Annotated in this window: 22 protein-coding genes and 1 pseudogene; 2 read left to right on the top strand and 21 right to left on the bottom strand. The window is 70.4% G+C overall.

Annotated features, from left to right (window positions below; translation table 11 throughout):
• Nucleotides 1–147: 147 nt before the first annotated feature.
• The 20 genes from ACGFI1_RS27045 to ACGFI1_RS26950 form a co-directional block, all read right to left on the bottom strand.
• Nucleotides 148–1,344 (bottom strand): helix-turn-helix domain-containing protein, encoded by a 1,197-nt coding sequence (locus ACGFI1_RS27045; RefSeq protein WP_392789014.1) that lies wholly within the window; start codon nt 1,342–1,344, stop codon nt 148–150.
• Nucleotides 1,345–1,553: 209 nt separating this feature from the next.
• The gene (locus ACGFI1_RS27040; RefSeq protein WP_392789011.1) at nt 1,554–2,111 is read right to left on the bottom strand and encodes a hypothetical protein; all 558 of its coding nucleotides are present in this window, start codon (nt 2,109–2,111) and stop codon (nt 1,554–1,556) included.
• A gap of 64 nt (nt 2,112–2,175) precedes the next feature.
• On the bottom strand, nt 2,176–2,685 hold the full coding sequence (locus tag ACGFI1_RS27035; RefSeq protein WP_392789008.1) for a nuclear transport factor 2 family protein: 510 nt from the start codon (nt 2,683–2,685) through the stop codon (nt 2,176–2,178).
• 12 nt (nt 2,686–2,697) lie between these two features.
• Complete coding sequence (locus ACGFI1_RS27030) at nt 2,698–3,171, bottom strand: hypothetical protein (protein ID WP_392789006.1); 474 nt, start codon at nt 3,169–3,171, stop codon at nt 2,698–2,700.
• Nucleotides 3,172–3,182: 11 nt separating this feature from the next.
• Nucleotides 3,183–3,653, bottom strand: a complete 471-nt coding sequence (locus ACGFI1_RS27025) for a hypothetical protein (RefSeq protein WP_392789004.1) — start codon at nt 3,651–3,653, stop codon at nt 3,183–3,185.
• Between the two features lie 216 nt (nt 3,654–3,869).
• A complete protein-coding gene (locus ACGFI1_RS27020) occupies nt 3,870–5,114 on the bottom strand; it encodes an MCE family protein (protein ID WP_392789001.1) in 1,245 nt (414 codons plus the stop codon).
• Nucleotides 5,114–6,193: an MlaD family protein gene (locus ACGFI1_RS27015; RefSeq protein WP_392788998.1), complete on the bottom strand. Its 1,080-nt coding sequence runs from the start codon at nt 6,191–6,193 to the stop codon at nt 5,114–5,116. The genes ACGFI1_RS27020 and ACGFI1_RS27015 overlap by 1 nt, the downstream gene beginning before the upstream one ends.
• Nucleotides 6,190–7,200, bottom strand: coding sequence for an MCE family protein (locus ACGFI1_RS27010; protein ID WP_392788996.1), 1,011 nt, complete (start codon nt 7,198–7,200; stop codon nt 6,190–6,192). Before ACGFI1_RS27010 ends, ACGFI1_RS27015 begins: the two co-directional genes overlap by 4 nt.
• On the bottom strand, nt 7,200–8,252 hold the full coding sequence (locus tag ACGFI1_RS27005; RefSeq protein ID WP_392788993.1) for an MCE family protein: 1,053 nt from the start codon (nt 8,250–8,252) through the stop codon (nt 7,200–7,202). Before ACGFI1_RS27005 ends, ACGFI1_RS27010 begins: the two co-directional genes overlap by 1 nt.
• Nucleotides 8,249–9,325: an MCE family protein gene (locus ACGFI1_RS27000; RefSeq protein ID WP_392788990.1), complete on the bottom strand. Its 1,077-nt coding sequence runs from the start codon at nt 9,323–9,325 to the stop codon at nt 8,249–8,251. Before ACGFI1_RS27000 ends, ACGFI1_RS27005 begins: the two co-directional genes overlap by 4 nt.
• Nucleotides 9,322–10,596: an MCE family protein gene (locus ACGFI1_RS26995; RefSeq protein WP_392788987.1), complete on the bottom strand. Its 1,275-nt coding sequence runs from the start codon at nt 10,594–10,596 to the stop codon at nt 9,322–9,324. Before ACGFI1_RS26995 ends, ACGFI1_RS27000 begins: the two co-directional genes overlap by 4 nt.
• Nucleotides 10,593–11,420, bottom strand: a complete 828-nt coding sequence (locus ACGFI1_RS26990) for an MlaE family ABC transporter permease (RefSeq protein ID WP_364553698.1) — start codon at nt 11,418–11,420, stop codon at nt 10,593–10,595. Before ACGFI1_RS26990 ends, ACGFI1_RS26995 begins: the two co-directional genes overlap by 4 nt.
• Nucleotide 11,421: 1 nt before the next feature.
• Nucleotides 11,422–12,204 (bottom strand): MlaE family ABC transporter permease, encoded by a 783-nt coding sequence (locus ACGFI1_RS26985; RefSeq protein ID WP_138637120.1) that lies wholly within the window; start codon nt 12,202–12,204, stop codon nt 11,422–11,424.
• A gap of 143 nt (nt 12,205–12,347) precedes the next feature.
• The gene (locus ACGFI1_RS26980; protein ID WP_392788984.1) at nt 12,348–12,866 is read right to left on the bottom strand and encodes a hypothetical protein; all 519 of its coding nucleotides are present in this window, start codon (nt 12,864–12,866) and stop codon (nt 12,348–12,350) included.
• Between the two features lie 12 nt (nt 12,867–12,878).
• Nucleotides 12,879–14,114, bottom strand: a complete 1,236-nt coding sequence (locus ACGFI1_RS26975; RefSeq protein WP_392788981.1) for a lipase family protein — start codon at nt 14,112–14,114, stop codon at nt 12,879–12,881.
• A gap of 9 nt (nt 14,115–14,123) precedes the next feature.
• The gene (locus tag ACGFI1_RS26970) at nt 14,124–15,239 is read right to left on the bottom strand and encodes a DUF6801 domain-containing protein (protein WP_392788979.1); all 1,116 of its coding nucleotides are present in this window, start codon (nt 15,237–15,239) and stop codon (nt 14,124–14,126) included.
• Nucleotides 15,240–15,354: 115 nt separating this feature from the next.
• Nucleotides 15,355–16,698, bottom strand: a complete 1,344-nt coding sequence (locus ACGFI1_RS26965; RefSeq protein WP_392788976.1) for a DUF6801 domain-containing protein — start codon at nt 16,696–16,698, stop codon at nt 15,355–15,357.
• Nucleotides 16,699–17,065: 367 nt separating this feature from the next.
• Nucleotides 17,066–18,076: a cupin-like domain-containing protein gene (locus ACGFI1_RS26960; protein ID WP_387078518.1), complete on the bottom strand. Its 1,011-nt coding sequence runs from the start codon at nt 18,074–18,076 to the stop codon at nt 17,066–17,068.
• Nucleotides 18,077–18,104: 28 nt separating this feature from the next.
• Nucleotides 18,105–19,475 (bottom strand): DUF6801 domain-containing protein, encoded by a 1,371-nt coding sequence (locus ACGFI1_RS26955; RefSeq protein ID WP_392788973.1) that lies wholly within the window; start codon nt 19,473–19,475, stop codon nt 18,105–18,107.
• 46 nt (nt 19,476–19,521) lie between these two features.
• Nucleotides 19,522–21,102 (bottom strand): dolichyl-phosphate-mannose--protein mannosyltransferase, encoded by a 1,581-nt coding sequence (locus ACGFI1_RS26950; protein WP_392788970.1) that lies wholly within the window; start codon nt 21,100–21,102, stop codon nt 19,522–19,524.
• A 503-nt stretch (nt 21,103–21,605) separates the two neighbouring features.
• Between ACGFI1_RS26950 and ACGFI1_RS26945 the strand changes: the two are divergent.
• Together ACGFI1_RS26945 and ACGFI1_RS26940 are read left to right on the top strand one after the other, a co-directional pair.
• Nucleotides 21,606–22,541, top strand: a pseudogene (locus ACGFI1_RS26945) (IS481 family transposase).
• Nucleotides 22,542–23,949: 1,408 nt separating this feature from the next.
• The gene (locus tag ACGFI1_RS26940; protein ID WP_392788967.1) at nt 23,950–24,246 is read left to right on the top strand and encodes a hypothetical protein; all 297 of its coding nucleotides are present in this window, start codon (nt 23,950–23,952) and stop codon (nt 24,244–24,246) included.
• Nucleotides 24,247–24,297: 51 nt separating this feature from the next.
• Here ACGFI1_RS26940 and ACGFI1_RS26935 read toward each other — a convergent pair whose 3' ends face one another.
• Nucleotides 24,298–25,392, bottom strand: a complete 1,095-nt coding sequence (locus ACGFI1_RS26935; protein WP_392788964.1) for an IS630 family transposase — start codon at nt 25,390–25,392, stop codon at nt 24,298–24,300.
• Between the last annotated feature and the right edge of the window lie 384 nt (nt 25,393–25,776).

Genomic DNA, 25,776 nt, shown 5'->3' with positions numbered 1-25,776 from the left:
CACACCACCTTCGTCGCGGGATCACGAAAGGCCCCCGAGTGTGGACCTCCCGCAGCGTCGTCCGCCATGCACGCAAAGCAACGATTCCGGAACGGATTTATCACCCGACTGATAACGGGGTGCGGCGAGAGCTCAGCGGGTGCTCGCTCAGCCGCCGGCGCTGCGGTTCGCCATCCGGGCATGCAGGATCAGCTCCATTTCCAGGCATCGCCGAGGGTCGCGCAGCTCGTCCCCGAAAAGGTCCTGCAAATGGCGCAGCCGGTACCGGACGGTCTGCGGGTGGACGCGGAGCCGGCGGCTCGCGTCGGCGGCGTTGAAATTGTGCTCCAGCAGCGCGAGCAGCGTTTCGGTGAGCCTTTCCCGCCGGGCGGGCGGGACGTCCTGCAGCGGCGCCAGCCGGGTCGCCGCCGCGTCGTCGATCAGCTCCCCGGCCCGCGCGATCACCAGCGCGGGGACGTGCTCGGCGCTGCGGATCAGCCCGCCGTCCGGGATGACGCCGCGGCCGGCCAGCGCGAGCGTCTCGCGCGCCCAGCGCAGCGAGTCGGCGGCACGGACGGCGGGCACGGCCGGGCCGACCGCGATCGCCCAGTCGCACGCCGGCGCGGCGGGCAGCCGGGCCCGGCGGCGGTCCGGGTCGGGGATCAGCAGGCACGGCTCGGGCGCCCCGAAGTCGGCCAGCAGATCGCCCGGCAACTCCGGCGGGACGGCGCCCGCCCGGCGCCGCCGCGCGACCGCCGCCGCGACCGTCGCGGGCAGCGGCCAGCGGGCTTGCGCGGCGAGCGTCGCGAGCCGCCGGGGGTCGGCGCGCGGCTCCGCGAGCAGCAGGTGCAGCAGCCGGGTGCGGTGCCGCTGCACGGCGGGCGCCACCTGGCGTTCGGCGCATTCGGCGAGCTCCGCGGCGTACCCGGCGGCGATCACCCCGGCGACCGCCTCCATGTAGCAGAACTGGGCGTCCACGACGAGGCTGAGCGAGGCGTGGTCGAGGTCGAGGCCGCCGGGGACGGCGCCGAGCGTCCGCCACGCGACGGACGCGGACCGCCGCAGCGCCTGGTGCGTCTCGACGGGGTCGCGCCCGTCCCGCGCGAGGTGCCGCCCGACCCGCAGGTAGAACGCCGACACCCGCTCCCAGCCGGCGCCGGGGTCCTCGACGAGGTCGCAGAAGTGCCGGATCCCTGCGGCGACGCCGGCCCGCGCCCGCCCGGCCTCCTCCTCGCCGATCTGCGGATCGCCCCGGCGCAGTTCGCCCAGCAGTTCGTCGGCGGCCCGGTCGACGTGCGGCCGCAGCCGCCGCGCCACCCACGCCGGCACTTCCTCGAACGCGCGGACGTCCAATGCTGTGCGCACCACTCGCCATTCCCCCCTGCCTGGGCGCCCGCCGGTCCGCGGGCGTTTCCCAGGATTCCCGATCCCCTCCGAGCACGGTTGTCCCTGAATTAACCTGTTGGCCGGTCTTTCCTGGAGTCAGTTGACAAAAGCCCAGGTAGCACACGTGCTCGCCATTTCTGGATGCACCGGATCAAGCAAATCCGGCGGCCAATCGGCGAAATGCCGGGTCAGCGTCCGCCGTAGGTGTCGAGAGCGGTGATGCGCCAGTGGCCTTCGCGGTGGACGGCGGTGACCGTGAGCATGGCGGGGGCGTGCGTGCTCGTGCCGTCCGACGTGCGGGTGGTCTGCTGGTCGGCGAAGACGAGCACCACCGCGCGGTCGCTGGTCAGCATGGTGACGGCGCTGTCGGTGACGCGCGTGCTGAGGACGGTCTTGGCCTTCGGGGCGTCCTCCCGCACCTTCGCGAAGATCTCCTCGTACTGCCGCACGGCCTTGCCGGTCAGCGCGTCCTGAGCGGCCTTCTGTGTGCGCGCGGGGTCGGTGTGGTTGAACGAGAAGACCTTGCCGACCATGTCCGCGACGGCGCCCTTGACCTCGCTGGTGGCCGCACCATCGGTGAGAGCGGTGTTGCGGACGGCCGGATCGTCCCGCACGGCGTCCGCCTGCCGCAGCGCCCAGACACCGAACACGGCGAGCAGCACGGCGACAACACCGAGCACAGCGGGCGACTCGACATCAACCCGCAGCCGGGAAGGCGACACGTTGACCCGCGACAGACCTCGCATGGTCACCACCCCCACCGGGGCGACGTCCCACTGGGGCGGCTGTAAGGGGGCATGGGGCGGCACCTCACATCGTGTCCGTTGGGGCCTGGCCCAGCTCGCTGAGCTTCCAGCCCGCAGGCGTCCGGGTGACCTTGCCGACCAGACGGCTCTGCTTGACGGCAGGCGCGCCCTCCGGCGGGGTCACGGTGACCTCAACGGCGACAAGGATGCGGGCCTTGCCGGAACGCTCATCCAGCTCAGCAACGGCGGCGTCCAAGATGCGTGCCGTAGTGATCGTCCGAGCCTTCTTCACCTGTGCCTCGAAGGCGGCACGCCCCTGCGTGATCTGCCGGTAGAGGTCGCTGGTGGTGGAGTCCTGCCATGTCTTCAGGCCGGACGCGAGGTCGCGGTAGTCGAGCGTGTTGAGGTTCTGGACCGCCTGCTCCCCCGCTTGGAGGGCCTCGTCGCGCGTCCGGGAGTAGGCGTGGGCGTCGTCGTGCGCCGCCGAGTACCAGGACCATCCGGCCCAGGCGGCGAAGAGCGCGGCGAGGACGAGGAGGGCGGTCGCCGTCCGCCGCAGGGTGTCGTCGGCCATGGGCGCCGCCTTTCAGGCAGAGGCCAGGTCGGTGATCGACCAGTGGCCGTGGTCGCGGTGCGCCGTCACGAGCAGCTGCGCGGCGGCCGGTGTCCCGCCGGGCCTGCCCGCGCGGGTGGCGGTCTGGTCGAGGAAGACGAGCAGGCGCGCGTCGTCGCCGGTCAGGGAGACGACCCCGGCCCGGACGACGCGCGTGGTCAGCGTGACGCGCTGGGCCGCGGCCTGCCGCTTCACCTGCCCGAACAGCCGCCGGTACTGGGTGAGCGCGGCGCCGGCGAGTTCCCGGTTCGCGGCCTGTTCGGTCGCGGCGACGTCACCCGGGCCGTAGGTGAAGACCTTGCCGAGCGCCGTGGACACGTCGCCGATCACTTCGGTGGTGGCGACGTCGTCCAGCACGGCCTCGTCGCGGGGGTCGGCGTCCTCGCGGAGGAGCCCGGACGCGGGGCGCAGCGCCAGTGCGAGCAGGGCGACGGCAAGTGCGATCACGAGCGGCCGCCTCATCGCGCACCGGCCGGGATCGCGGTGAGCGATTCGATCTTCCAGCCGGACGGCGTCCGCGCCGCCCCGGCCTCGAAGCGCTTGCGCTGGAGGGTCGGCGCGCCGTCCCGCAACGTGAGCTTGACCTGGACGGACGCGATGACCCGCGCCTTCCCCGCGCGGACGTCGAGGGACGTCACGGCCGCCCCGGTCACGGTCGCGGCGGCGGTGGTACGCGACCGGCCGATCTTCGCGCGGTTCTGCGGCCGGTCCTGTTCGAGCTGTGCGCGGAGCGGTCCGGTGGCGGTGTCCGACCAGGCGCGGAGCCCGGCGTCCACCTGCGCGGGGTTCATGGTGTTGAGGGCCGCGATCTGCTGCCGCGCCGCCCGCAGGACGGCGTCGCGGGTCTGGTCGGGGCCGGTACGGACGCCGGGCTCGTCCTGCCACACCGTCCAGGCCGACCAGCCGAACAGCACCACGGCACCGAGCACAAGACTCCACCCGACGACGCCCCCACCACGCCGACGCGCCCTCCGCTCGGTGGACGCCGACTTCCCGGCCTTCCGCGCCCCTCCGCGCTCGGACCGCCCACTGCGGCGTGTCTGTTGCTCACTGGTCTTCGACATCGGCGCCTCCAGTCACGGCCCGGCTCCGCTCACCTCTCGCCAAGCAAGGCGGTGTCTGCCCCAGGGCACACGGGCTGGGCATCAGGGGGCTCCCCGCAGGCCGAGGAGGTCGCTCATGGATGCCGGCCCCTCAGCCACTCCAGGGAGGGCCAGTGCACCCGCCAGAGCGGAGCTTCCATTACCGAGTACCGAGCCCGCGCGCGCTGGGGCGGGCACTGGTCGATGCGGGGCGTTGCCTGCGCCGCGCACGTTGACGCCCGTCGACGCAGGAGTGGCGCAGTGCGCGGCAGTGTTGAGAGCTGGGCCAGGGGACGTGTCCAGCCCGTTGCGGTACTTCGTCCCCCCGTAGCCCGACGTGCAGTTAGGCGGCTCGAAGAAGGTGGTGACCATCCCGAAGTTGAGCCGACCGTCCTGCACGACGGACCTCCCGGACGCGACCGCCGCCGGAAGCTTGGCGAGGAGCTGCTCCAAGCCGTCCGAGCGCGGCGCCAAGAGATCGGACGTGGTCAGCAGGTTCGCGACCAGCACGCTGAGGGACGGGTCGAGGTCCCGGACCAGGTCGCGGAACTCGCCCGCCGCGCCGGGCGCGGTCGACACGAGCCTCCGGAAGGCCGGGTCGGACGTGCGGAGCTGCGCGGCGAGGAGCCGCGCGTTGCGTCCGAACGACTGCAGCGACGCGGCCTCCTCGTTCTGCGTGCGCAGGACGGTCTCGCCGTCGCCGATCAGGGACGTGGTCGGCGCGGCGTTCTCGTTCGCCGCCCGGGTGAGCGAGCGGGTGCCGTCGAGGAGCGCCTGGAGGTTGGGGCCCTGCCCGGCGAACGCCTGCCCCAGTTCGCCGACGAGCGTGCGGAGCGCGTCGGTCGGGACGGACGCGGCCAGGTCGTTCACGCTGGTGAGCAGGTCCGTCACGGGCGCGGGCGTCGCGGTCGCGGCGCGCGGGATCACCGAGCCGGCGGCCAGGTACGGGCCGGACGCGGTCACCGGCCGCAGGTCGATGTACTGCTCGCCGATCGCCGACCGGTTCGCGACGACGGCCTGGGTGTTGGCCGGGACGCGCGGCGCCGACTTCTCGATCTTCAGGTCGGCCAGCACGCCCGCGTCCGTCAGCCGCAGTTCGCCGACCCGGCCGACCGAGGTGCCCCGGTAGGTGACGTCGGCGTTCTCGGCGAGCCCGCCCGCCTCGGCGAGGTCGGCGGTGACGACGTAGTGGTCGCGGTATCCGACGTAGCCGCCGAGGTCGGCGTAGTTGAGCCCGACGTAGCCCATCGCGAGGAGCCCGACGATGAGGAAGACGATGTTCTTGATCCTGGTCGCGGCGGTCGGCATCAGTTCCCCTGCGACGGTGCGATGGGCGGGACGACCTCGGTCCCCGGACGGGCCGTGATCCGCAGGTACACGTTCAGGTAGTCGCCCTTCACGGCGGGCAGGACCGCGTTCGTGAACGGGTAGGTCAGCAGCACCTGTAGCGCGTTCGGCAGGTCGTGCCCGGCGTCCGACAGCTTCCGCAGGGTCGGTTCGAGGGCCCTGAGGTCGGCGATCAGGTCGTCCTTGCTCCGCCGGACGGTCGTGACGGCGGCCCGCGAGAGTTCGTCCAGCGAGCGCAGCATCCGGACGAGCGCGCCGCGCTGCTCCGCGAGGACGGCGAGGCCGGGTTCGATGTCGTCGAGCGCGACGCCGATCTGCTCGTTGCGGCCGCGCAGCGTGGCGGAGAGCCGGTTCAGGCCGTCGATGGCGTCGGTGATGCCCTTCCGGTTGGCGTCGAGGTCGCCGACGAGCGTCCGTGCCCGCTCCAGCAGCGACCTGACCTGCGGCTCGTTGCCGCCGAGGGCCCGGTTCAGCTCCACGGTGATCGTCCGGAGCTGGGCGACGCCGCCGCCGTTCAGCAGCATCGACAGGGCGCCGAACACCTCCTCGACCTCGGGGTTGCGGTCCGTCCGCGCCACCGGGATCACCGCGCCGTCCGCGAGCGTCCCGGTACCCGCGGACGGCGCTCCCCCGCCCGCGGGGGCGCCGCCCGGCGCGGCCGCACCCCCGGGGACGTTCTCCGGGCCCGCGCTGAGCTGCACGAACTTCTCGCCCAGCAGGCTCGACTGGCGGAGTTCGGCGTAGGCGTTCGCGGGCAGCCGCACATCGCCGTCGACCTTCATCGTGACCTCGGCCGTCCAGCCGCCGCGCGGCAGCGCGACCTTCACGACCCGTCCGACCGCGACGTCGTTGACCTTCACCGCCGACTGCGGGACGAGGTTCAGCACGTTCGCGAACTGCGCCTTCACCGTGTACGGGTGGTCGCCGAGGTCGGCGCCGCCGGGCAGCGGGAGGTCCTGCACGCCGGAGAACCCGCACCCGCTCAGCGCCGCCGCGGCGAGAAGGAGGCAGGCCGTGCGCGCGGCCGTGCGGCGGATCATGGCGCCGCCTTCCGGGTGCCGGCCACCGGGAGCGGCGGCGCGGGGAGTTCGGTGAGGTTCTGCCGCCCCATGAGCGACCGCGTCCGCGGGTCGTAGGCGTTCAGGATGTTGGTCGCGTTGAGCGGCTGGACGTCGAGCGCCTCCGCCAGCGACCGGCGCTGCTTCACCAGCAGCTGGGTGATCTTCGCGAGCTTCTCGACGTTCCCGGCGATCTGCCGCCGGTTGTCGTGGATGAAGACCTTCACCCGCGCGAGCGCCTCGGTGAGCGCCTTCAGCGCGGCGTCCAGCTCGTGCCGGTCGGCGGCGAGGAACCCGGACACGTCGGCGAGCTGCCGCTCCGCCTGCCTCACCTGCCCGTCGTTGGCCTTCAGCATGGCGGTGAACGTCTGCAGGCTCCGGATCGTCGCGAACAGGTCCCGCTGCGAGCCGGACAGCGTCTTCGCGGCCTGCGCCATCCGCTCGGTCGTGGTGCGGATGTCGCGGCCGTTGCCGCTCAGGTTCGCCGCGCCCGTCTCCAGGACGCGCGACAGCGTGCCGTCCTTGTTGAGGCCGTCCGGGCCGAGGTCGGCGGCGAGCTTGCGGATGCTGTCGTAGACCGTGTCGAGCTCCATCGGCGTCGCCGTCCGGTCCGCCGGGACGACGGCACCGGACGCCATCTTCGGGCCGGACGTGTAGGCGGGCGTCAGCTGGACGTACCGGTCCGCGACGAGGCTCGGCGCGATCGCCACCGCCTTCGCCCCGGCCGGGACGTCCACGCCCGGGTCGACGGTCATGACCGTCCTGACCTGGGTCCCTTCGGCGCGGACGGAGTCGACGACGCCGACCTTCACACCGAGCACCCGCACGTCCGACCCCTTGTAGACGCCGACCGCGCTCCGGAAGTAGACGGTGACGCGGGTGCCGTCCGAGCCGTGCAGGACGACGAACGCGCCGACGGCGGCGAGGACGGCGGCGAGGACGGCGGCGACCCCAGCGGCCAGCAGGGGCGTGCTCAATCTGCGCAGCATCAACGCCCACCTTCCTTGGGCGGCATGCAGCCCTTCTTCGCAGGAGGTTTCGCCAGGTACTCGTCAGGGACGAGACCGCACAGGTAGCCGTCCATCCAGCGGCCGCTGCCCAGCGTGTTGCCGAGCAGCCGCGTGTACGGGCCGGCCGTCTTCAGTGCCTTGTCGAGGTTGTCCTGGTTCTTCTGGAGCAGGGCGGTGACGCGGCCGAGCGCACGCAGCGTCGGGTCGAGCTGCCGCTGGTTGTCGTCGACGAGCCCGACGATCTGCCGCGACAGTTCCTGCGTCCCGACGAGCAGCGCGTGGATGGCCTCGCGGCGCCGCCGGATCTCGCCGAGCAGCAGGTTCCCGTCGCGCAGCAGCGCCTCGACGTTCGTGCTCTGGCCCGCCATCGTCCCGGTGACCTGCCGGGTGTTGGCGAGCAGCCGCGCCAGCTCCGCATCCCGCGACGAGACGGTCTTCGACAGCGCCGAGATGCCGTCGAGGGCCTTGCGGACGCTCGGCGCCGTCCCCGCGAACGTCGTGGAGATCGCGTCGAGGCTCGCCGCGAGCGTCGCCGAATCGACCTGCCCGACCGTCCCGGCGAGGTCCTCGAACGCCTCCGTCACGTCGTACGGGGACGTCGTGCGGGCGAGCGGGATGCGCCGGCCGGGGTCCTGCCGGTGCGCCCCGAGCGGGTCGACGGCGAGGAACTTGTCGCCGAGCAGCGTCTTGATCGCGATCGTGACGGTGCTGGCGTCCCCCACCCAGGTGTCCCGGACGCGGAAGCCGACGGTGACCTTCGCGCCGTCCAGCCGGACGCTCGTGACCTCGCCGACCTTCACCCCGGCGACCCGCACCTCGTTCCCGGACCGCAGCCCGGCCGCCTCGCTGAAGTCGGCGCTGTAGCGGGTGCCGCCGCCGATGACCGGCAGGTCCTTGGCGTTGAACGACAGCAGCCCGGCGCTGGCGATCAGCGCCAGCGACACGACCGCGACGGCGATCGGGTTCCGCTCCCGCACGGGCTTCCACCGCACGGGCTTCCACGACACCGTGAGCCTTCGCGCCCCGCTCATGCGCCGCACCTCCGGTCCGTGAGGGGGATGCCGGTGGGCGCCGGGTGGTCCTCGCCCGGGTACTGCCGGTAGGTGACGCCGCTGAGGTCGGCCTCGCACAGGTACAGGTTCAGCCACGACCCGTAGGACGCGATCCGGCCGATCGCCTCCATCTTCACCGGCAGCAGCCGCAGGAAGGAGTCGACCTTCGGGGAGTCGTCGGCGAGGTTCCGCGACAGCCGCCCGAGCTGCGCGATGTCCCGCTTGAGCGGTTCGCGGCCGTCCCGCAGCAGGCCGGTCGTGGTGCCGGCGAGGTCGTCGAGCGCGCTGATCGCCTGCCCGATCGCGGTGCGGTCGGCGGCGAGGCCGGACACGAGCCGCCGCAGCGTGCCGATCAGCGTCCCCAGGTTGTCGCCGCGCCCGTTGACGGTGTCGAGGACGACGTTCAGGTTGTCGATCACCTGCCCGATGACGGCGTCCTTGTCGGCGATGCCGCGCGTCAGCGACCCGATCGAGGACAGCAGGCCCTCGACCGTCCCGCCCTCGCCCTGCAGCACCTGGACGATCGACCCGGCGAGCGCGTTGACGTCCTTCGGCGACAGCGCCTGGAACAGCGGCTGGAACCCGTTGAACAGCTGGGTCAGGTTCAGCGCGGGCGTCGTCCGCTCGACCGGGATCGTCGCGCCGGACGGCAGCGTCCCGGCCGCGCCCGCCCCGCGCCCGATCTCGACGTACCGCTGCCCGATCAGGTTCAGGTACTTGATCGTCGCGGTGGACGAGGCCGGGAGGCGGTGCCCGCGGTCCACGCCGAACGAGACGAGCGCGACGCGGTGCTCGACGACCTCGATCCCGGCGACCCGTCCGACCTCGACGCCCGCGATCCGGACGCCGTCGCCCTCCCGCAGCCCGGACGCGTCGGTGAACCGCGCCTTGTAGGGGACGGTGTCGCCGCCGCCCGCCCGCGTGATGCTGAGCGCGAGCAGCGCGGTCGCGACCACCGTGACCGTGACGAACGCGGCCGACTTGAACAGCGGCGGCGCCAGGCTCTTCCGGCCCATTCCGCTCTTCCTGCTGGTCCCGCTCTTCCGGCTCATCGCAGTATCACCTCCGTCCCCCGGTAGACCGGCCCGAGCAGGACGCTGCTCCAGTCGGGCAGCGCCTCCGGGACGTCCTGGAGGCCGGGCGCGAGCAGCTCGTTGATGAGGCGGTTCTCCTCGGGCGAGTTCGGCGGGCCGAGGGCGCCGGGCGCGACGGCGATGGGCGTGTCCGCGTCCGGCGGCGCCGACTTCACGGCCGCGGCGCCGCCGAGACCGCCGAGGGCGCCGGCCGGGTAGCAGTGCGGGCCGCTCTTGTCGGTGTAGCGGGGACGGTCCTTGCCGGGCACGTACCGTCCCTTGGACGGCAGCGTCCGCACGTTCACGTGCAGGCCGGGATGCTTGGTGCCCTTGCCGAGCACCTTGTCCATCACGGGGACGAAGTCGCTCAGCATGCGCAGCGTGCACGGGTATTCGGGCGCGTACTTCCGCAGCAACTCCAGCGTCGGACGGCTCGTCACTGCCAGCCGGATGAAGTTGCCGGAGTTCTCGTGGAGAAAGTCGGACAGATCCTGGGACGCGTCCGTGACCGCCCCGTACAGGCTCGCGAGGTTGTTGCGCTGGTCGGCGATCGACCGGCTCGAGTAGGCGAAGTCGTTCAGCGCCTGAAGGATCTCCGGCGCCGCCTGGTCGTAGTGGCGGCTGACCTCGACGAGCGCCTTGATGTCGCGGTTGAGCGCGGGCAGGCTCGGGTTGAGCTTCTTGAGGTAGGCGTCCAGCTCGACGATCGTCTGCCCGAGTTCGGTGCCGCGCCCGTCCAGAGCCTGCGACACGGCGGTGAGCGTGGCCGCCAGCTCAGCCGGCTTGATGGCGGTGAGCAGCGGATACAGGTTGTCCAGCACCCGCTGCAGCTCGATGGCGTTCGCCGACCGGTCCTGGCTGATCACGCTGCCCGCGGTGAGCCGGGCGCGGGACGGCGCGGCGGGCGGGATCAGCGCGACGAACCGCTGCCCGAACAGCGTCGTCGGGAGCAGCTGCGCCGACACGTTGCGCGGCAGCAGCCGCACCTTGTCGGGCTGGAGCGCCAGTCTCAGCGTCGCGACGCCGCCGTCCGACGAGATCTCCCGGACCTCGCCGACGACCACGCCCCGCAGCTTCACGTCGGCGTGCGGGTGCATCTCGCTGCCCGCGCTCGCCGTCTTCAGCGTCACCCAGCTGACCTCGGTGAACCTCTTGTCGTAGGCGGCGACCGACAGCCAGACGAGCAGCAGCGGCACGAGCAGGAACGCGACGCCCACGAGCCGCCTCCGCACCATCCCGGGGGCGCTCATCCGGCGACCTTCACCGTCGTGTTCGTCCCCCACAGCGCCAGGCTGAAGAAGAAGTCGCTGACGCTGATCAGCACGATCGACGTGCGGACCGCGCGGCCGACGGCCCGGCCCACCCCCGCAGGTCCGCCGGCCGCGCGGTAGCCGTAGTAGCAGTGCGACAGGATCACCAGGACGCTGAACACCAGCACCTTGAAGAACGACAGGACGACGTCCACCGGCGACAGGAACAGCCCGAAGTAGTGGTCGTACGTCCCCGCCGACTGCCCGTTGAACACGACCGTGACCTGGCGGGACGCGAGGTACGCGCACAGCAGCCCGATCGCGTACAGCGGCACGATCGCGACCGCGCCCGCGATGATCCGCGTCGTCACCAGGTACGGCAGGGACGGGATGCCCATGACCTCCAGGGCGTCCACCTCGTCGCTGATGCGCATCGCGCCGAGCTGCGCGGTGAACCCGGCGCCGACCGTCGCCGACAGCGCCAGCCCCGACACGACCGGCGCGATCTCCCGCGTGTTGATGTAGGCGGACGCGAACCCGGTGAACGCGGACGTCCCGATCTGCTGGAGCGCCGAGTAGCCCTGCATGCCGACGACGACGCCGGTCGCGAGCGTCATAGCGACCATCACCCCGATCGTCCCGCCGATGACGCCGAGGCCGCCGCTGCCGAACGCCACCTCGGCCAGCAGCCGCTGCACCTCCCTGCGGTACCGGCGCGACGCGCGCGGCGTCCACAGCAGCGCCCGGACGTAGAAGGCGCCCTGGTCGCCGGGCTGGTCCAGCCACGCGAACCAGCGCGCGGGCCCCGCCCGCAGTACGGCCATCTCAGCCACCCTTCGGCGGGACGACCTGGAGGTAGATCCCGGTGATCACGAGGTTGAGCAGGAACAGCAGCAGGAACGCGATGACGACCGACTGGTTCACCACGTCCCCGACGCCCTTCGGCCCGCCCCTGGGGTTGAGGCCCCGGTAGGCGGCGACGACGCCGGCGACGAACCCGAACAGCAGCGCCTTCGCCTCCCCGACGTAGATGTCGGGGAGCTGCGCGAGCGCGGAGAAGCTCGCGACGTACGCGCCGGGCGTCCCGCCCTGCATCAGCACGTTGAAGAAGTAGCCGCCCGCGACGCCGACGACCGAGACCAGCCCGTTGAGCAGGAACGCGACCGCCATGCAGGCGAGGACGCGCGGGACGACGAGCCGCTGGACCGGGGAGACGCCGAGCACCTCCATCGCGTCCAGCTCCTCGCGGATCGTCCGGGCGCCGATGTCCGCGCAGATCGTCGAGCCCGCCACCCCCGACACCAGCAGCGCCACGATCATCGGGCTGGCCTGCTGGATCACCACCAGGACGCTGGCCGCGCCGGTGAACGACTGGGCGCCGAACTGCTGGGTGAGCGAGCCGACCTGCAGCGACGTCACGGCGCCGAACGGGATCGACACCAGCGCGGTCGGCAGGATCGTGACGCTCGCGATGAACCAGAACTGCTCGACGAACTCGCGGAACTGGAACGGACGCCGCACCATCATGCCGAGGACGGTCGCGGCGAGCGCGAACATCCGGCCGGCCTCGCGCAGCGCGCCCACCGGATACCCGAGCACGGGCGCCATGATCCCACCCCCTTTCCGTTGCCTTTCGAGAAACTACTGCCCGGCCAATTCCCGGAGCAATACACCATCCGCCGCCCATTCGTTTTCTATTACCGAATGACAGCTTTTCCGGACCTCATCGGAAAATGTGCTCGCCCGGCGATTCACTTCGCACAGCCGGGCGCTTTCGCGAACGCCGCGTTCAGCTTCGGATCCTTGCGGAGGTCCTGCTCGGGCCCCTGGTAGGCGCTGTAGCGGCTGAACGCCCGCCCGATCTGGCCGACCGCCTGCCGGTAGGACTTCCCGTCGGTGACCTTCGCCCGCTCCAGCCGCCTGGACGCCGTGGTCACCGTCGAATGCGTGCTGGTCAGGTTGCGCATGGCGCCCGCCATGACGGCCTCGCCGTTGTCGACCGGCGGGGCGCCGAGCCCGGACAGGCCCGTCTCCAGCGTCCGCATGCGCGTGGAGATGCCGTCGAGCAGCTTCACCAGCGACGCCCTGGACTTCAGCACGTCCGCGCCGTCGAGCTTCGGCACCTGCAGCGGCGCACCCTGCGCCAGGACCGCGCACGCCCTGCCCGCCCAGGCGACCTCGGGCGGGTCCTTCTTCTCCGTTCCGCAGCCGGCCGCGGAAAGGACCATCGCGGAGGCCAGCGCCACCGGGACGATGAATCGCCGAACCATGGGACTTCTCCTTCAGCAGTTGGACGTGGCGGCCTTTCCGGCGAAGCGGTCCGCGAGGAACGACATCGCATCCTTGTTGCCGCGGTAGACGAGCGTGATATGGCTGATTCCGTCCCACGTCTTCCAGGTGACCGGGACGCCGAGCCGGCAATAGGCGCCGCGCAGTTCCTTCGCCTGCCCGAACGCGACGATCTCGTCCGCCGTGGAGTGGTACTGGAAGACGGGCACCTTGACCGGTTCGGTGCCGAGCTGGTTCTCCGCCACCCGGTTCAGCCACGCCTCGTTCGCGAACGGGCTGGTGGTGAAGTAGTCGGTGATCGTCTTGCCCTGGTAGCCGAGCAGCAGCTCCAGCGTGCAGGCGCCGCCTTCGAGGCCGTCCACCATGGCGCGGCCGGCGTCGTTGAGGTAGGAGTCCAGGTCCAACTCGGGGTAGGCGTGGTCGAGGCCGACGATCTCGTAGAGCAGGAACCCGAACGGGTCCGTCCCCTCCAGCGGCAGGCCGACGGCCGCGAGATCGGACGGGACGCCGCCGCCGACGACCCCCGCGAGCTTCAGCTCCGGCGCGTACGCGGGCTGCCGCTGCCCCGCCCACATCGCCGCGGCGCCGCCCTGCGAGTACCCGCGGAACGCGACCTTCGCGTCCGCCGACAGCTTCGCCTCGGGCAGCCGCTGCGCCGCCCGGACAGCGTCGATCATCGCATTGCCCATCGAGCCGACGACGTACGTCGTGGCCGGGTCCTCGTGGTAGCCCTCGTAGTCGGTGACGGCGACCGCGTAGCCCTTCGCGAGCATCTCGTTCAGCGCGGCCTGCTCGTAGAAGGCGCCCTGGTCGATGAACCGGGACGGCGCGCACCGGAACGCGGGCCCGCTGGTGCCGGGCCCGAACCCCACGATCGGGGCGGTGGCCGGGTCCGCCTTCTTCGGCACGAGCACCATGCCGGTCACCGCGACGGGCTTGCCCAGCGCGTTCGTCGACAGGTACATGACCTGCCACGCGTCGGCCAGCGCCCGCGCGGTCGGCGGCCCCGCCTTCGCGGGCCGGACTCGGATGACGTCCCCCGGCGCGCCGTCCGGCAATGGCGACGGCGGCGTGTAGAACGCGTCCCCCGCCGGGGCTGCCTTCGGGGCGGCCGGTGCGGCGCCCGGCGAGGCCGCCGCTCGCACCGGGCCGGCACTCATCACACCGGCGAGGAGCAGGGGGGCGACGGCGAGGCACACCCCACGCCGACGGCTATCGCGACTCAGCATCGTGGGCTCCTACTCCTCGTCGTCGGGGGTGAGGGTCAGGGTGATCGGGTTGTCCGGGCCCGTGACGGCGGAGCTGAGGAGCCCGGTCAGGGCGCCGCAGTCGGCGAGCGGGGAGAGCGCGTAGGTGCCCTTGAGGTCGCCGCCCTGCCGCAGGTCGAAGCCGGTGGCGGAGGTCAGGGTCATGCCGGAAGACGCGGACGTGCGGCAGTTCTCGCCACCCCCGATCGGGATGGCACCGAAGACCCTGAACACCGGGAAACTCGCGCTCACCTTGGCCTTGGCGGTGAGCACACCGTCCTTGTAGCTGCCGGGTTCGCTCTGCGCGGCAAGGGCGACGTCGGCCGTCGCCGGCAGGAATCCGAGAAGCTGGAACTGGGTCTTGGACGGAGCGAACGTGAGACCGGTGGTGACTCCGGCGTCACTGATCTCGGCGTTCAAGCCACCGATCAGCGGAAGTGTCGCCCCGGCCGCCTTAAGAGTGGACGAGCCCTTAACCGAGTAAGTGTGCTGGGCAGGTCCCGTCGTGTCACCGATGGTGAAGTTGGCGAGGACGTTGTTCTGCCCGGGATCCTGCGTGCACTCCGACTCGAAGGTGCCGAGACCGGACTCACCCCCGTCGTCCGTCCGAGGAGTCAGGTTCAGGACGAGATCCCCGACGGTGACCTTGCCGGCCCCAGGCTGGGTGAACGTCAGGTCGGGCGCCTGCCCGCGACCCTTCACGCTGAAGCCGCCGGACGCGGGGATCGGCGTCTTCTCCAGTGCGGAGTCGACCTCGACGGGCAGACCGTCCGGCATCTCGGGGACGGTCAGCGTCGCGTCCGCGAGCGCGTGCCCTTCGAGCGTCGTCGCGTACAGCGCGGTGAGGCCGCGCGCGGACTCGGCGTTCACCGCCGACACCGAGTCGACGACGATGCCCGGCATCACCTCGCCGACCCCGACGCGGTCGGGCACGTTCGCGGTGAGCTCCACGTGCACCGGCTGCGGGCCGAGCAGGGGGAACGTGCAGTGATAGTCCAGGCCGAGCCTGGCGGGACCGGCCGCGGCGGCCGAAACCACACCGACACAGGCTGGGCCGAGCGCAGCAGCGGCGACCAGCGCGGCGGCGATTCTGTTTCTGCTTCTCACGTGTCGACCTCGAAGGGGACGGGCTCGATACGGGATGGGGGGATGGGCCCCCGCCGCACCCGGTACGGCGGGGGCCGACTTCCTTGGCTGTCGGACCGTCAGCTCATCGCCGCCGTCACGCCTTGGGCGTGAGGGTCAGGTCGATGGTGTTGCCGTCACCGGCGGTGAAGAGGCTGAGGATGCCGGTCAGCGGTCCGCAGTTCTCGATGGCGGACAGCGCGTACGTGCCGCTGATCTTGCCGCCGGCGCCCGGGTCGAAGAACTCGCCCGCGGCCGACTGCAGCCGCACCTCCGACGGCTCCTTCGTCTGGCACTGCTCGCCGCCGCCCAGCGGGATCGCGCCGAACACCTTGAACGACGACAGCTTGGTGATGACCTTGGTGTTGGTCGTCAGCTGTCCGTCCTTGTAGAGGCCGGTCGTCTTGCCCTGCGAGTTCAGCCCGATGTCGGCGGTCACCGGCAGGAAGCCGAGGATCTGGAAGTTGCCCTTGGTCGGGTCGAGCCGCAGATCCGCGGTGACCTCGCCCGTGTCCAGGTTGAGGTCGGCGCCCACGGAGCCCGTCAGCGGCGCCTTGCCGTTCGGGGCCTTCACGAACGTCTCGCCGGCGATGGTGAAGTCGTAGTGCTCACCGCCACCGGTGGGAGGCGTGGGGGTGGGGGTCGGAGGGGTGGGGGTCGGGGTGGGCGGAGTCGGGGTCGGGGTGGGAGGGGTGGGCGTGGGGGTGGGCGGAGTCGGCGTGGGGGTCGGAGGAGTAGGCGTGGGCGTAGGAGTCGGGGTGGGGGTCGGCGTGGGCGTCGGGGTCGGGGTCGGCGTGGGCGTGGGCGTCCCGTTGGTGATCTCGAAGGTGGCGAACGGGTCGTCCTGGCCCGGGTCCTTCGTGCACTGGACGTCCTTGCCGCCCGCCCAGACCTCGCTGCCGTCGGCCTTCTTCGGGTTGATGCGCTGCAGCATGTTCTCGACGAAGATCTCGCCGGGGCCGGCCTCGCTGAAGACCAGCTGCGGGGCGTCGCCCTCGGCGACCAGGTCCCAGGTCGCGCCCGCCTGCTGCGGGATGTCGACCGGCGGGATGACGACGTCGACCGCCACCGGCAGCTCCGGCGACTCGGGCACCGACAGCACCGCGTCCGCCGTGGCCGTGCCCTCCAGGGTCGTGGCCTTCACGGCGCGGAGCCCGTTGGTGATCGTGCCGGTGATGTGCGCGGTCGCCTTGATGTGGAACGCGGGCGTCAGCTCGCCGACCGGGATCTGCGCGGGGATGTCGGACTCGACGTCCACCGTGAGCGGCTGGTTGCCGATCAGCGGGAAGACGCAGTGGTAGTTGATCGACTGGTTGACCGGTTCCGCCATCGCGGGGCCGGCGGCGAGCACGCCGAGCAGGGAGAGGCCGAGACCGCCGACGGCCGCGGCGGCGAGGCCCTTGGCCCCGGACCTTCTGCGCTTGCTGAGCTTGGCTTCCAACGTCCTGCCTTTCGTCTGGACGAGACCGGGCGCGCCTGGCGCGGCGCTACCGGATCGTGCGATCCCCCGAGATTCGAGTCACCTCCGCGGATCATTCGTGTGCTTCGGGGAGATTTCGAGCAGATGTCGTGCGCTTCAGGCCGGAAAACTATCGACCCCCAAGAGCACTGTCTTTACGGCCGACTGACAAAATCGGAAGCGTTGATACTCACCGATTCAAGGCTTTTCCAGAGCCCAGATAATGCGCACTTTTCAACACATCAACACGAGCCCAGGGCAAGCCTTGCTCACCCTCCGACACAATCACCGAGAAATTATCAGCGGACGATTATTCTTCGCCCTTTGACCGACGCCCCCGACTCCCCACTCAGAGGTGCTTGTACGTCGTGTAGTCGGACGCGAAGTCGTTGTAGCGCAGGAAGTTGGTGAAGCTCATCGTGATCGTGGCGTCCAGGCCCTCGACGTAGTGCCACCAGCCGATCGGGATGAACAGCAGCTCACCGGGCGCGAGCGTGCACTCCAGCACCTGCGCCTTCCGCATCGCCGGGAACCGCTCGTAGTCGACCGCGCTCGCGTCGACCTCCGAATAGCAGTGCACGGTGTTGTAGACGTAGGCGGTGTCGTGCAGCGGCACCATCTTGACCTTCTTGCGGCCCATCACCTGCGCCATGAAGTTGTTGGTGAGGTCATGGTGGTAGGGCGTCTTCGTGCCGGCCGGGCCGAGCCAGAAGAAACTGCGCCCTCGCGGGTCGCCGTCGAGGTATTCGGAGAGGGGGTCGATGTCGTCCCACAGGACGTCCAGCGCCTGCTGGTTGCGGGACGTGTTGTTGGCCGTCATGTAGAAGTCGTTCGTCGTCCCCGCGGCCTCGACCATGTCGACGTAATCGCGGAACGGCATCAGCTTCTTGTGCTGCGGCCCGTTGATCTCGTAGTTCTCGTCGGACTCGCGTCCGAACTGCACCTCGACCTCGTTGCCGCCGCACGTCTCACGGAGGTAGTCGAAGTCCCACTTGGCGCAGGCCGCCCACGACTTGAGCATTCCGGTGATGATGACCGGGCGGTTCTGGAAGTAGTACTCCTCGAAGAACTCGTCCCGCGACAGCCGCTCCCGGCGCTCGATCTCCCCGGCGTTCGCGCGCATCCGGGCGAGCCGGCCGTAGACGGTCAGCGTCCATTCGCGCTTCCGCAGCCGGTTGGCGATGCGGGACGCGCCCTGCACGTACGGGCTGGCGAGCGCGCCCGCCACCTCCCGCGCGGCCTCCTCCTCGCTGAACTCGTTCTTGACGAGCGCCGCGCGGATCACCTCCGGCGGATTGCCGAGCAGCAGGTTCTCGGCGATCCAGCGACGCCATTGCTCCTTCGGATGTGTCGTCGTCATGGCGTTCCTCCTCTTTCGCGGGCGGATGTCATCCCTTCGGGGCGGTGCGGGACGGGGCGGGAAGGGCCGGCGGGCAACTGATGTCGGCGTCCGGGATGCAGGTGGATCCGAGGGTGACGCGCAGCAGATTTCCGGGACCGGCGACCGTTCCGCTGAACAGCCGGTCGAGGTCCTCGCGGGCGCCGCATCCCGAGAACGGCGGGATGGTGAAGGCGCCTTCGAGAATTCCGCCCTGGAGTATGTTGGGCATCTGGCCCTTGAGCGTGATGTCCACGTCGCGCACGGTGCGGCAGCGGGGACCGACGTCCAGCGGCGTTCCGTCGACCTCGACGTCGTAGATGCGGATCGACATCCGCATGTGCGCGCTGACGGACTGGATTCCCGTCTGCATGTCGCTGACCGCGTCGAACGTCCCGTAGTCGGCACCGGGTTCCACGGGACGCTGCGTCATCTCCATCGTCGCGGTCGTCGGCATGAACCCGAACGTGAGAAAGGTCGACCTCGACCGCAGCGGCGCGACGAACTTCTGCCGGACCGACGCGCCCGTGTCGGTGAGCGAATAGACCAGGTTGGTCAGCGCCGGACGCCCGGTCTTCGGATCGTTCAGGACCGTCGCGCCTTTGAGCTTCTTCACATTGGAGAAGCCGGAGAGATAGGTGCAGCCCGGATACCAGTCGTCCGTCGGCCCGGCGTATTTCCCGCATTCGGCCGGCGTCCCACCGGGAGCCGCAGCAGCTTTCTGCCCCGCCTTGGGCGCCCCAGGTGCCACCGGCGCCGTATCCCCCGGCCGCGTCCCCGCCGCGACGGGCACCGTGGCGATACCCCGCTCATCTCCAGACGGTTCACAGGAAACCGCAAGCGGCGGTTGAGCATCCTGCGGCACCTCGCCACCCGCGTCACGCGGCGCGAGCACCACTTCCAGGCCCCCAACGCTGAACGCGAGCTCACCCACCCCAGCGGGCGTCACCGACGGAACGTCCCCAGACGCGGCAAGCACCAGATCGCCGTCCTCCGGCACCGACGTAGGCGGCGTAGCGAGCCCCGCCCACTCGACCGCAGCCGCCTTACCGCCCTGCGCGACGGACACACCAACCCCGACAGTTGCGGCGACCGCAGCACCACCGAGCGCCCTCACATCGCCGAGCGCCGCCTTCGGAATCGCCACCGTCGCCGTGACCCTGCCCGGCTGGACGGGCTCGCCGACCGTCCCGCCATCAGGGAACGTCGCCCGCAGCCGAACACCGACCGCCCCGACCGTCCCGGACGGAAAGGCACAGGAAAAGGACAACGCAGCATCGGCCTCCTGCGCCCGCGCCGCACCGCCGGGCAGCACACCCGTTACGAGCACACCGAGCCCGGCGACTGCGACGCCGAGCGCCCAGCGATTCCGGATCCTCATCGTCGATCACCTCTCGTCAAGCTGCGGGGGTGCGAAGTCACGCGGATCACGTCCAGCCGGGAAGCCACAGGCGTGCCAGCCGATCGGCCTCCGGGACGGTCTCGGCCGTGAGGATCGGATGGAGGTACAGCAGGTTCACCGCGACGACCACGAGATAGCCGACGCCGACCGCACCGACCAGCACACGCGCCACCGGGCGTTCACGGACCGGCACAGCGACCGCGTCATAGAGCAGGACGATCGCGAGGATCGCGAACGGCAGCATCGGCAGCGCGTAGGTGGAGTACATCGTCCGGTGGTCGAACGCGGCCGGAAACCAGGGCAGCCACCCCGCTAGATAGCCGCCCACAACGGCAACGGCCCGCCAATCGCCGCAATAGGTGGAGATGAACACCATGGCGAGCACAGCGACGGTGGAGAACCACCAGATCGAGGGCGTGCCGAGATGGGCGATCTCGCTGACGCACTTGGCGGCATGGCACCCGTCCTGCCCCTGCGGCACCTCCGTGCGCCACATGACGGCGGGATGCCCGAGGACGGGCCATTGCCACGGCCAAGACTGCCCAGGGTTCGGCCCCGTGACACCGCTATGAAAGTCCAAGGTCATCGCGTGGTAATGCCACAGCGACCGGACCGGATCCAGGAACTCCGGCCAGATCCCGCTCGGATGCTGCTCGGCCCAATTCCGCTGAAATCCCGGGACGACCTGACCGAACAGGCTCTTCTGCAGACTCGTCCCCGAAACGAACCAGCCCCACCAACTGGCGACGTAAACAAGCCCGCCAACAAGCCACACCTGCAGCACCGACACCGGAAAGTCGAGCTTGAGCATGCAGCGCCAGGACTTCTCGGCCCCCGCGCCCTTCCGAGCATTCCGGTCCCAGACGAGGACGAGCACCCAGAAGAAGAGCATCGCGTAGACGCCGGACCACTTCGTCGCACACCCGAGCCCGAAACACACCCCAGCAGCCAGACGCCACCCATGCCGGACGAACGAGCCACCCGCACCAGCGGCCATCGCGGCACGCGTCCTGTCCCGATCGATGAGCAGGCACCCGAACCCGGCAAGCACCCAAACGAGTAGGAAGATGTCGAGCATCGAGACCCGGCTCAACACCAGCCACGACCCGTCCAGCGCGAGCAGCAACCCGGCCGCGCAGCCGAGGACGGTCGAACCGGTCAGCCGCCGTGCGATCCGGGCCAGCAGCAGCACCGCCAGAATCCCGGCCACCGCCGCAGCACACCGGTAACCGAACGGCCCGGAGCCGAAGACCGCCATACCGGCCGCGATGAACCACTTGCCCAGCGGCGGATGCGCGGCCCACTCCCCGCCGCCCGCCAGCCCCGCCACCGGATGCCCGGCGAGGAAGTAGGTGTTGGCAGGATTGCCGTCCGCCCCGGTACGCCAGTTGTGCTCCACGCCGTAGTGCAGAAGGGACCAGGCGTCCTTGGCGTAGTAGGTCTCGTCCCACACCAAGGCGTGCGGCGAGCCGAGACGGTGGAACACCAGCACCCCGGCGAACACCGCGACAAGCAGCGGCCCGCCCCACCCCCACAACGGCGCCCGCCATCCGGACGGCCGACCCGTCCGGGTGACGGCTTCTTCCACGGCGACCGAGGCGGCCAACGGACTCCCCCTTCGCTGCGGCATGGGCGGGGATCAAGAACCGTAATGAACGCCGAACCACCGAATGAACCAAGTCCGCGACGAATAAAAGGGCCCGGCCACTCACCCCGGTGAGCCTTCTAAGCCCCCACCCCGCAAACCCGAATCCCGTTATGGGAATCGATGACAAACTTTCCGAGCCCCCGATTCCGCATTGCGCGCTTCCTCACAGACCCGCCCAACCAACCACCCACGCCGATGCCACGCCCACACCCCACCAAAAGGCGCCCGGCCACCCACCGCCCCTCGCCCTAGCGCACCACCGCCACCTGCAGCACCCATGGCCGTACGGCGGCACGAAATACCCCGAAACCGTGAACGTCCTTAAGCCGCCCTACCTCGCGCGCCCGGCGCCTACCCGGTGGGCACTGCTGCACGCCGTGAGCGTCCCTAGGCCGCCCTACCGCCCAGCATGAGCGAGACCAACGCACCCGGAGGTCTCAGTAAGCCGCGCTAACGCCCGGCTGAGGTTCCACGGCAGGTGCCTGCTGGTTCGCCGTGTCGTGTTCAATGGCCGCCCGGTCGCGCATGTCGCGGCCGGGCTGGGAGTGTCGCGGCGGTGCGCGCACCGGTGGGTGGGCCGATACCGGCGTCAGGGATGGGACGGCCGGCCGACCGGCGCAGCGGCCCCCGCACGTCCCCGTCCAAGACTGCGGCCCAGACCGAGGAGTGCTGGCGGCCCGCTGCGAACTGCGGCCCGGACCATCTCGCGGCGGACACCGGGGTGCCGGCCCGCACCGTGACCCGGATCCTGCGCCGTCACGGCGTCCCGGTGCCGGCCGCCTGCGACCCGGTCACCGGGCACCAGATCCGCGCGACCCGCCACAGTGACCGCCGCTACGAACCCCCCGAGCCGAGCGCGATGATCCACCTCGACGTCAAGAAGCCCGGCCGGATCCCCGACGGCGGCGGCCGGCGGGTGCACGGCCGCAGTGAGGCCGTCCGCGGCCGCGGTATCGGCTACGACCACGCCCACACCGCCATCGACGACCACACCCGGCTGGCCTACGCGCAGGTGCTGCCCGATGAGAAGAGCACCACCTGCGCGGCGTTCCCGACCCGGGCGGCGGCGTTCTTCACCGCCCACGGCCTCACCCGCATCCACCGGGCGCCGACCGACAACCCCCCGCAACCACCGCACCTCGGCCGCCTTCCAACAGGCCTGCGCCGAACCGGGCGCCCGGCAGAAGTTCACCCGCCCCCGCTGCCCGTGGACCCACGGAAAGGCCGAACGCCTCAACCGCACCCTGGCCACCGAAATGGCCTACCAGCGCCCCTACACCAACAACGACCAGCCCACCCGCACCCTGCCCGCCTGGCTCAAGCACGACAACACCCAACACCCCCACCCGACCCCGGGCGGCAAACCACCCATCACCCGACTGCCACCAAGATCATGACCGAGTACACCTAGCGCACCACCGCCGCCTGCAGCACCCGTGGCCGTACGGCGGCACGACATACTCCGGAGCCGCGAACGTCCCTAATGCGCCCTACCTCGCGCCGCCGACGCCTACCCGGCGGGCACTGCTGTGCACCGTGAGCGTCCCTAGGCCCCCTACCGCTCCGAACTATGAGCGAGGCCAACGCGCCCGCAGGCTGGAAGGCAACCGCCCACACCACCACGAGCACCCTGCCCCGCCACGCCTGCTCAATCCAGACGCGGGGAACGCCGCCGCTCTAGCGATCACAAGGACGAACGCCCGAGCGCCCTACCTCCACTGACCAACACCAGGTCGCGACAATCCGCCGACGCGCGTCCGTTCGGATGCGAAGGGTGATAGCGATCGTGGACATGAACAGGGTGCGTCGTCGGAAGGCGACCACGCGGCCCTCGCGGAGCTGTGCACCTACCGGGGGGATCGGGCTGAGCCTGGCGGCGACGGCCGCGCTGTAGGGCCACGGTCGGGTCGGCGCGCCACCACCGGTCCCCCAGGACCTCGATCACCTCGGCGCCCACCACGCACAGAGCGGCAAGGACATGCCCTCACCGCCTCGGGGTCGGTCTCGACCGACACAACGTCGGCACCTAGCAGCGCAGCCATTAGGGGTACAGCCAACCTGCCGAGATCTGCACCTCCCCGGTGACCTTCTGCACCGACGTCCCATGCAAGGTGTTCGCAAAGCAGCGCTTGGGCCTCTTTCGGCTTCACGGCGATAGGGGCTGCGTTCTGGCGGCTGCGGGACCGCCCACCGACCGGGATCACCACACAGCTCGCGGAAAGCACGGTGTGTCCACGGATTTCGGTATCAGTGCCGAGCCGGCCGATCATGCGCTCGGCCGGTCCCGTAGCGGGTGGACCACCAAGATCAATCTGGCGTGTGAGCAGGGCCAACGGCCGCTTTCGGTGGTGATCACCGCTGGGCAGCGGGCGATTCGCCGCAGTTCACCGCGGCGCTGGAGGCCATCAGCGTGCCCCGTCTGGGCCCTGGCCGTCCGCGCGCCCGTCCCGTTCGGGTCCGTGCCGACAAGGCTGACTCTTCGCGAAGCAACCGTGCCTACCTGCGCGGCCGCGGCATTGCATGCACCATTCCCGAGCCGGTGGACCAGATCGGCCACCGGCAGCGACGCTGTCCGGCGGGCGGATGTCCTCCCGCGTTCGACGATGATGATTGCAAGGCAAGACACGCCGTCGAGTGCGGCATCTACCGACTCAAGCGGAACCAGGCGGTGGCAACCCGCTACGACAAGTTGGCGGTCCGCTTTGAAGCCAGTGTGCATATCGCTGTGATCGGCGAGTGGCTGCGACCAGGGCCTGTGCCATCCTGACCGTGCCGATCAAGCACCCCAGGTGACAGGGCCCCGCCATGGCTCTGCACTTTGCCGTCGAGAACGCCTCCCACCGCGCCGAAACCGAGAGCGGTGACTTCGTCGACGAGCCGTCCGAAGATGCGATCTTCATGCTGATCGGCGACCTCAACCTCACGGATAACACCTTCATCACCATCGAACCGCCCATGGACGACCCCGCCTGGTACGCCTCGATCTCCCTGCTGGACGAAGGCGGCTACGAAGTCGAGTACCGCGACGCCCGCCGCAGAGATCACCAACTGACCACCGAAACCGACCCAAGCAAAATCGCCAAGACATCATCATCTGGCTAGCTCACCGATAGCGCAGCCAATCAGCACGCCGAACGACTTCTGAAACACGGCCTAGTGTTCTGCGCCTGAAATCCGTTGTAGATATCGGGCGAGGGAGTCGAGGATCTCTTCGCTGGTCTTGGTCCACACGAATGGTTTGGGGTTGGTGTTCCATTGCTGGACCCAGGCGCGGACGTCGGCTTCGAGGGCTTGCACGCTTTTGTGGACGCCGCGTTGGGTGAGCTGGGTGGTGAGGTAGGCGAACCAGCGTTCGACCTGGTTGAGCCAGGACGACCCGGTCGGGGTCAAGTGAACGTGGAAGCGGGGGTGGCGCGCCGGCCACTCGTGGATGAGGGGTGTCTTGTGGGTGGCCAGGTTGTCGCAGACCAGGTGCACCTCCAACTCGGCGGGCACGGCCTTGTCGATCGCGACCAGGAACTTTTTGAACTCGGTTGCGCGGTGCCGGCGGTGCAGTTCGGTGCCGGCGGTGCCGTCGGCGATGTTGAAGGCGGCGAACAGGCTGGTGGTGCCGTGCCGGGCGTAGTCGTGGGTGCGCCGCTCGGGCATGCCCGGCATCATCGGCAGCACCGGCTGTGACCGGTCCAGGGCCTGCATCTGCGACTTCTCGTCCACGCACAGCACCACGGCCCGCTCGGGCGGATGATGGTAGAGCCCGACCACGTCCACGACCTTTTCCACGAACAGCGGATCGGTGGAGATCTTGAAGGTATCGGCCCGGTGCGGTTTGAGGTCGAACCGGCGCCAGATCCGCCCGACCGTGGACTTGCTCAGGCCGGTGCGTTCGGCCATCGAGGCCCTCGACCAGTGCGTGGCGCCCGCCGGGGTCTGCTCCAAAGTCAGCGTGACCACTTCCTGGACCTTGTCCAGCAGGATCGAGGGCGGACGACCGGGCCGGGGCTCATCGGCCAGCCCGGCCAGCCCGTGCTCGATGAACCGGCGACGCCACTTGGCCACCGTCGGCGGCGAGACGCCCAGCTCGGCGGCCACATGCGTGTGAAATGCCCCCGGCCGGGCGCATGCCAGCACGATCCGGCACCGCAACGCATACGCCTGCGTCGAGGTCGCCGCCCGCGCCCCACGCTCCAACTCCGCCCGCTCGGCCGCGGTCACCGAAAACGGCGCCTTCGGTCGTCCTGTCCTCGCCATCGGCCCAGCATAGATTTACACAACGGATTTCAGGCGCAGAACACTAGCCTGCCGCGTGCACACCTTCTAGCCCGGTCTCCGTCTCCTACGCTCGGCAACCCGTGACCGGTGGCTCAGCAGCGTCCTCGGCTCGCGTGGGCGCGGCCGTGGGTGTCCTTCCTCTTCTTCGACGAAAACGACCGCCACATGCTGGTCGATCCCTCGTGCCTGGACTGTCGCGATGTCGGCGGCGGCAGTTGCATCGAACGCGAAACGAAACCCCGCACACCGAGCCGCGGTACGCGTAGTCGCTAGGTCTGGACATCCGGTTAAAGATCAGTCGGCTGTCAAGGACTCTCCGCACCTGACGCCTTTGGGCGGTGCTCGCTTCGGCTCCTTTGGTGG

This window comes from Actinomadura geliboluensis, from assembly GCF_043197915.1.
In the GTDB taxonomy this organism is placed as follows: domain Bacteria; phylum Actinomycetota; class Actinomycetes; order Streptosporangiales; family Streptosporangiaceae; genus Spirillospora; species Spirillospora geliboluensis.
This window is presented reverse-complemented; position numbering and strand designations above follow the sequence as displayed.

What these genes read in the sequence shown, in the direction of transcription:
- ACGFI1_RS27040 (WP_392789011.1), bottom strand. Translation starts at nt 2,111, where the DNA reads ATGCGAGGTCTGTCGCGGGTCAACGTGTCGCCTTCCCGGCTGCGGGTT.
- ACGFI1_RS27035 (WP_392789008.1), bottom strand. Translation starts at nt 2,685, where the DNA reads ATGGCCGACGACACCCTGCGGCGGACGGCGACCGCCCTCCTCGTCCTC.
- ACGFI1_RS27020 (WP_392789001.1), bottom strand. Translation starts at nt 5,114, where the DNA reads ATGCCGACCGCCGCGACCAGGATCAAGAACATCGTCTTCCTCATCGTC.
- ACGFI1_RS27015 (WP_392788998.1), bottom strand. Translation starts at nt 6,193, where the DNA reads ATGATCCGCCGCACGGCCGCGCGCACGGCCTGCCTCCTTCTCGCCGCG.
- ACGFI1_RS27010 (WP_392788996.1), bottom strand. Translation starts at nt 7,200, where the DNA reads ATGCTGCGCAGATTGAGCACGCCCCTGCTGGCCGCTGGGGTCGCCGCC.
- ACGFI1_RS27005 (WP_392788993.1), bottom strand. Translation starts at nt 8,252, where the DNA reads ATGAGCGGGGCGCGAAGGCTCACGGTGTCGTGGAAGCCCGTGCGGTGG.
- ACGFI1_RS27000 (WP_392788990.1), bottom strand. Translation starts at nt 9,325, where the DNA reads ATGAGCCGGAAGAGCGGGACCAGCAGGAAGAGCGGAATGGGCCGGAAG.
- ACGFI1_RS26995 (WP_392788987.1), bottom strand. Translation starts at nt 10,596, where the DNA reads ATGAGCGCCCCCGGGATGGTGCGGAGGCGGCTCGTGGGCGTCGCGTTC.
- ACGFI1_RS26990 (WP_364553698.1), bottom strand. Translation starts at nt 11,420, where the DNA reads ATGGCCGTACTGCGGGCGGGGCCCGCGCGCTGGTTCGCGTGGCTGGAC.
- ACGFI1_RS26985 (WP_138637120.1), bottom strand. Translation starts at nt 12,204, where the DNA reads ATGGCGCCCGTGCTCGGGTATCCGGTGGGCGCGCTGCGCGAGGCCGGC.
- ACGFI1_RS26980 (WP_392788984.1), bottom strand. Translation starts at nt 12,866, where the DNA reads ATGGTTCGGCGATTCATCGTCCCGGTGGCGCTGGCCTCCGCGATGGTC.
- ACGFI1_RS26975 (WP_392788981.1), bottom strand. Translation starts at nt 14,114, where the DNA reads ATGCTGAGTCGCGATAGCCGTCGGCGTGGGGTGTGCCTCGCCGTCGCC.
- ACGFI1_RS26960 (WP_387078518.1), bottom strand. Translation starts at nt 18,076, where the DNA reads ATGACGACGACACATCCGAAGGAGCAATGGCGTCGCTGGATCGCCGAG.
- ACGFI1_RS26955 (WP_392788973.1), bottom strand. Translation starts at nt 19,475, where the DNA reads ATGAGGATCCGGAATCGCTGGGCGCTCGGCGTCGCAGTCGCCGGGCTC.
- ACGFI1_RS26940 (WP_392788967.1), top strand. Translation starts at nt 23,950, where the DNA reads ATGGCTCTGCACTTTGCCGTCGAGAACGCCTCCCACCGCGCCGAAACC.
- ACGFI1_RS26935 (WP_392788964.1), bottom strand. Translation starts at nt 25,392, where the DNA reads ATGGCGAGGACAGGACGACCGAAGGCGCCGTTTTCGGTGACCGCGGCC.